At 68.5% G+C, this 5285-nt stretch carries 5 protein-coding genes and 1 pseudogene; all 6 read left to right on the plus strand.

Annotated elements, in window-relative coordinates:
• Window positions 1-382, plus strand: a pseudogene (locus D477_RS01220) (3-oxoadipyl-CoA thiolase); the annotation flags it as partial.
• A gap of 15 nt (window positions 383-397) precedes the next feature.
• Window positions 398-1096, plus strand: coding sequence for a 3-oxoacid CoA-transferase subunit A (locus D477_RS01225; protein ID WP_005266482.1), 699 nt, complete (start codon window positions 398-400; stop codon window positions 1094-1096).
• The gene (locus D477_RS01230) at window positions 1093-1734 is read left to right on the plus strand and encodes a 3-oxoacid CoA-transferase subunit B (protein WP_005266483.1); all 642 of its coding nucleotides are present in this window, start codon (window positions 1093-1095) and stop codon (window positions 1732-1734) included. The genes D477_RS01225 and D477_RS01230 overlap by 4 nt, the downstream gene beginning before the upstream one ends.
• A gap of 28 nt (window positions 1735-1762) precedes the next feature.
• Entirely contained in the window at window positions 1763-2554 is a 792-nt protein-coding gene (locus tag D477_RS01235; protein ID WP_005266484.1) for an IclR family transcriptional regulator domain-containing protein, read from the plus strand.
• Window positions 2555-2596: 42 nt separating this feature from the next.
• Window positions 2597-4699, plus strand: a complete 2103-nt coding sequence (locus tag D477_RS01240; RefSeq protein ID WP_005266485.1) for an acyltransferase family protein — start codon at window positions 2597-2599, stop codon at window positions 4697-4699.
• Between the two features lie 71 nt (window positions 4700-4770).
• The coding region (locus tag D477_RS01245) for an acyltransferase family protein (protein ID WP_005266486.1) at window positions 4771-5285 on the plus strand (515 nt) is incomplete at its 3' end.

Consider the following 5285-nt stretch of genomic DNA (forward strand, 5'->3'; position numbering starts at 1 on the left):
GCCGCTGGCCCGGATTGCCGGCCGCGGCGCCGCCGCCCTGGAGCCGCAGTTCTTCGGCTTCGCCCCGGTGGAGGCCGCCAACCAGGCCGTCAAGCGCGCCGGGATCAGCTGGTCGGACGTCGCCGCCGTCGAACTCAATGAAGCCTTCGCCGCGCAGTCGCTGGCCTGCATCGACAATTGGGACATCGACCCGGCCATCGTCAACGCCTGGGGCGGCGCCGTGGCCATCGGGCACCCGCTCGGAGCCTCCGGCATCCGGATCCTGGGCACTCTGGCCCGCCGCCTGGAAGCCAGCGGCGAACGGTGGGGCGTGGCCGCGATCTGCATCGGTGTTGGCCAGGGCCTCGCCGTCGTTCTTGAAAACGTCAACGCAACCAAGTAAGGAGGCACAAAGCGCATGCTCACGATCGCCAATTCGGCGCAGGACGCAGTGGCCGAAATCCATGACGGCGCCACAGTGCTGATCGGCGGCTTCGGCAATGCCGGCCAGCCGATGGAACTGATCGACGCGCTGCTCGCCTGCGGCGCCACGGACCTGACCGTGGTCAACAACAATGCCGGCCAGGCCGACGCCGGCCTGGCGCTGCTGATCAAGGAGCGCCGGGTCAAGAAGATCATCTGCTCGTTCCCGCGCCAGTCCGACTCCTGGCATTTCGACGCCGCTTACCGGGCCGGCGAGATCGAACTGGAGCTCGTGCCGCAGGGCAACCTGGCCGAGCGCATCCGCGCCGCCGGCGCCGGCATCGGCGGCTTCTTCACGCCCACCGGCTACGGCACCATGCTGGCCGAGGGCAAGGAAACCCGCACGATCGACGGCCGGGGCTACGTCTACGAGACGCCGATCCACGCCGACTTCGCGCTGATCAAGGCGCTGAAGTCGGACAAGACCGGCAACCTGGTGTACCGCAAGACGGCCCGCAACTTCGGCCCCATCATGGCCGCGGCGGCCAAGCACACCATCGTCCAGGTCTCCGAGATCGTCGAAACCGGCGGACTGGATCCGGAGGTCGTGGTGACCCCCGGCATCTATGTGGATACCGTCGTCAAGATCGAGCCGCACGCGCCGGCAGCTACCGAACATGAGGTGAACCAGTGAGCGAGAAACTGACCAAGGACGAACTGGCGCAGCTGGTCGCCAGGGACATCGCCCCCGGCTCCTTCGTCAACCTGGGCATCGGCCAGCCGACCCTGGTTTCGAACTACCTGACCGCGGAGCAGGACGTCACCCTGCACACCGAGAACGGCATGCTCGGCATGGGTCCGGAGGCGCAGGGCGACGAGATCGACGAGGACCTGATCAACGCCGGCAAGATCCCGGTGACGGAGCTGCCTGGCGCCTCCTACTTCCACCACGCCGACTCGTTCGCCATGATGCGCGGCGGCCACCTCGACGTCTGCGTGCTCGGCGCCTTCCAGGTGTCAGCGGGCGGCGATCTGGCGAACTGGCATACCGGTGCTCCGGATGCCATTCCCGCCGTCGGCGGCGCCATGGACCTGGCCACCGGTGCCAAGGACGTCTACGTGATGATGTCCCTGTTCACCAAGGACGGCAAGTCCAAGCTGGTGCCGGAGTGCACTTACCCGGTCACCGGGGTGAACTGCGTGACCCGCGTATACACTAATGAGGCAGTTTTCCTGATCACTGCCGACGGCGTGCGCGTGCGTGAGACCTTCGGCACCACCATGGAGGAACTGCAGTCCAAGATGGACGTGAAGCTCCTGCCGGCCGAATAGCCGCAGGGAAAATCTGCAGCAGGGGAAAATGACCGAGACCAAACTGCCGGGCGACCAGTTCGTCCAGTCGCTGGCCCGCGGCCTGGCCGTCATCCGGGCTTTCGACGCCGACAACACGAGCATGACGCTCAGCGAGGTCTCCAAGCGCACGGGACTGACCCGCGCCACCGCCCGCCGTTTCCTGCATACCCTGGTGGACCTGGGGTATGTCAGGACGGACGGGCGGGTCTTCGAGCTGACCGCCCTGGTGCTGCAGCTCGGGTACTCGTACCTGGCGGGCCAGTCCCTGCCTCAGCTGGTGCAGCCGCTGCTGGAGGAACTCTCCTCCGAGCTGCACGAATCCACCTCCGCGTCCATTCTCGACGGCGGCGAAATCGTCTACATCGCGCGGATCCACACGCGGCGGATCATGACCGTGGGCATCGCGGTGGGAACGCGCTTTCCGGCCTATGCCACGTCCATGGGCCGGGTCCTGCTGGCCGGGCTGCCGGAGCAGGACCTCAAGGAGTACCTGCGGACCGCGGAGCTCAAGCCGCTGACGGCCAGGACCATCAGCACGCCGGAGGGCCTGCTGGCCGAGCTGGACAAGGTCCGGGAACAGGGCTGGTCCCTGGTCGACCAGGAGCTCGAGAACGGCCTGCGCTCGGTCGCCGTGCCGATCTTCAATCCCGATGGCAGCGTCGCGGCCGCGCTGAACATGTCGATGCAGGCTTCGCTGGCGGACAGCACCCCGGACCTCGAAGCCGCCGTCAGTGCGGCGCTGCCGAAACTGCAGGCCGCCTCGGTGAAGATCACCGACGCCCTGCGCGCCCAGCACTAGGAAATTTCGCCGGGGCTGTTACCTTTTTGTTATATTGCGGTTATGCTGCCCACCGCTAGCCCCACTCCGGCGCGCCCGGAGGAAGTCCAGACCGCCAAGCCCCGGAGGTTCCTGCCCGAGGTCCAGGCGCTGCGCGCGCTGGCCGTGCTGCTGGTCGTCATCTACCACTTCCAGCCGGGGCTGCTGCCCGGCGGCTTCGTCGGCGTCGACGTCTTCTTCGTCATCTCCGGCTTCCTGATCACCGGCCACCTGCTGCGGGAACTGCGGCGGACCGGCAGGGTCTCGCTCAGCTCTTTTTGGGCCGCCCGCGCCCGCCGGATCCTGCCCGCGTCCCTGGTGCTGATCGCCGTCGTCTGTTTGGCGACCTTCTTCCTGAGCCCGGCGACGCAGTGGGAACGGATCGGCTCGCAGGCGCTGGCCTCCACCTTCTACGCGCAGAACTGGGTGCTGGCGGTGGAGGCGGTGGACTACATGGCATCCGGCAGTTCCGCGACCGCGCTCCAGCACTTCTGGTCGCTGGCGGTGGAGGAGCAGTTCTACCTGTTCTGGCCGCTGCTGGTCCTGGCCGCCGCACTGCTGGCCCGCCGGCGCGGCCGGAGCATGCTGGCCGGCATCCTTCCCGCCCTCGCGGTCGTGGCGGCGGCGTCGCTGGCCTTCAGCATCTGGTTCACCGCCACCGGCAATCCCGCGGCCTACCTCATCACGCCCACCCGAATCTGGGAACTCGCGCTCGGCGGACTGCTGGCGGTGGTGCTCCGGGATCCGTCGCGCCATCCCCGGCTGCGCACCCTCCTGGCCCTGGCCGGCACCGGAGCGATTGTCGCCGCGGCGCTGCTTTACGACGGCGCCACCTCCTTTCCGGGCGCGGCCGCCCTGCTGCCCGTGCTGGGAGCCGTCGCGGTCATCGCGGCGGGACGCACCGCGGGCGCCTTCTCGCTGCATCCGGTGACGGACGCGCGCCCGGTGCAGTGGCTGGGCAACATTTCGTACTCGCTGTACCTGTGGCATTGGCCGCTGGTGGTCTGGTTCCGCACGCTGGCCGACCGGGGCCCGGGGCCGCTGGAGAGCGTGCTGCTGTTCGGCGCCTCGCTGGCCCTGGCCGCACTCAGCTACTACTTCGTGGAAACCCCCGTCCGCCGAGCCGGCTGGCTGGCCCAGCACCCCAAACGCCCGATCGCCGCCGGCATCGTCGCGATGGGCCTGATTGGACTGCTCGCCGTGGCGCCGGTCCAGCAGCGCGAACAGTTGGTGGCCGAACGGGCCGTGCAGACCCAGGAGCTGCTCGCCTCGCCGCCGGAGGACTTCGGCGCGGCGGCGATGGACGGGCAGGCCGACCGGAGCTTCGCCGGGCCCGAGAAAGTGATTGTTCCGGACCCGAACGTCGCGGTCGACGACGAGTTCGACTTCGGGGACTGCGTCGGGCAGAAGACGGACGCCGAAACCCCGGAGTGCACCTTCGACTACAGCGGCGGGGACGGCACTGCCCCCACCGTGGCGCTGGTCGGCGACTCGCACGCCGGCCAGTGGACCCCTGCGCTGGATGCCATCGCCAAGGAACGCGGCTGGAGACTGCTGACCTACATCCACAATTCCTGCCCGTTCAACCCGGAGCCGCGGACGCTGGAAACCGAGGGCGACCTCGAATGCACCGAACCCAACCGGGGCACGATGGAGCGGCTGCTGGACCGCGGCGACATCGACGCCGTCGTCACCACCTATTCGGCCTCGTCGGTCTTCGAGGACCCGGGCACCGGTCAGCGCCCCGGTGTGGCCGGGTTCGCGCAGTACTGGAACCAGCTCGCCGATGCCGGCATCGATGTCTATCCGGTGGTGGATACGCCCACGCCGAGGGCGGGTGCTGATCCGCGGGACTGCGTGGACCTGCATTACGGCAGCCCGGAGCGCTGCAGCCAACCGCGGGACGAGGCATTCGACGGGAAGGACCTGACCCGGGAGGCGGCCGAGCTCGCCCCGCGGGCCCGCGTCGTCGATCTTTCCGACGAGTTCTGCGGCGCCGAATCCTGCCCGATGGTGGTCGGCAACGTCATGATCTACCGGGACTTCGACCACGTCACGCGGACCTACATCCTGACCCTGACCGAGAAGCTGGAGGATGCGCTGCTCGCCGCCAGGAAAGCGGGCTGAACCGGCAGCAGCCGATGCCCATTCATGTCGATTCCACCGGCTGTTTACCTCGGCATGAGTGACTGCCAGACATGCAATCGAAGGTCCGGCGCAAGTTCCTGCCCGAAATCCAAGCCCTGCGCGCCCTCGCGGTCCTCATGGTGGTCGCCTACCACCTCGAGCCGCGCTGGCTGCCCGGCGGCTTCGTCGGCGTCGACGTATTCTTCGTCATCTCGGGCTTCCTGATCACCGGGCACATGCTCCGCGAGGTGGAACGCACCGGGACCCTGTCGCTGCGCAACTTCTGGGCAGCCCGCGTGCGCCGCATCCTGCCGGCGGCCCTGCTGACCATCGTGGTGGTGCTCGCGGCGACGCTGCTGCTGAGCCCGATGACGCAGTGGCCGCAGATCGGCGTCCAGGCGCTGGCCTCCACCTTCTACGTGCAGAACTGGGTGCTGGCCTCCAACTCGGTCGACTACCTGGCCGCCACGGATTCGGCGACCGCGCTCCAGCACTTCTGGTCGCTGGCGGTGGAGGAGCAGCTCTACCTGTTCTGGCCGCTGCTGGTTCTGCTCGCCGCGGCCATTCTGCGCCGCCGGCGCCGCCG

The organism is Arthrobacter crystallopoietes BAB-32 (assembly GCF_000328305.2).
Lineage (GTDB): Bacteria > Actinomycetota > Actinomycetes > Actinomycetales > Micrococcaceae > Crystallibacter > Crystallibacter crystallopoietes_A.